This is a genomic window from Candidatus Poseidoniia archaeon (assembly GCA_030748895.1).
Classification (GTDB): domain Archaea; phylum Thermoplasmatota; class Poseidoniia; order MGIII; family CG-Epi1; genus UBA8886.
Genome location: JASMLC010000058.1, coordinates 1 through 610, shown reverse-complemented (window position 1 = coordinate 610; position 610 = coordinate 1). Strand labels below are relative to the sequence as shown.

Genomic DNA, 610 nt, shown 5'->3' with positions numbered 1-610 from the left:
AATCGGCGGCGAGCAGTCCACCGATGATATTGAGTAACGTCGACTTACCGCAGCCGGAAGGCCCCATCAATGCGACCAATTCGCCCGGAGCGATCTCAAACTCAACGCCCTGTAGCACCTCAAGTCGTGTCTTCCCCGCGCCGAAACCGTGGCGCAAATCTTTCACAGTGAGCAACGAAGCCATCGCCGCCCTCTGCACGATATATATATAAATGTTTGCGAGTTTCTCCTTCACACCCCCCTGACGCCTTTGTTTAATTTAATACTGTGGTTGTTTTGTTCTTTGGTGGGTCTGCCCTGTCTCCAAGGCGAACTTCCAGAAAGCCCCCAACTTAAGGCTTACCGCTAGAATTCGTTGCCTAATTCACGGCGTGTCTGCCCGGGATCTATATAGGGCAAGACAAACGCAATCATCAATTGACAAGTTCCACCAATCAGGATTGTGGTAGTAAAGGTAAAATTCTCTTCGAAGTATCCAGCCATTTTAAGGCCGAATAACGCCCCAAAGTTCAGAAGAGCCATATACAATGTGAATTGCGTAGCTCCGACCTTTGGCCAGGTCACGTTCATGAATAATGAAATCAGGGAAATGCCCATCGCAGCTCCAAAG

At 49.3% G+C, this 610-nt stretch carries 2 protein-coding genes; both read right to left on the bottom strand.

What is annotated here, in order from left to right; genetic code table 11:
- A partial coding sequence (locus tag QGG57_07090) for an ATP-binding cassette domain-containing protein (GenBank protein ID MDP7007919.1) occupies positions 1 to 235 on the bottom strand: 235 nt, incomplete at its 3' end.
- A 110-nt stretch (positions 236 to 345) separates the two neighbouring features.
- Positions 346 to 610, bottom strand: a 265-nt coding sequence (locus QGG57_07085) for a hypothetical protein (protein MDP7007918.1), incomplete at its 5' end; no start/stop codon positions are given.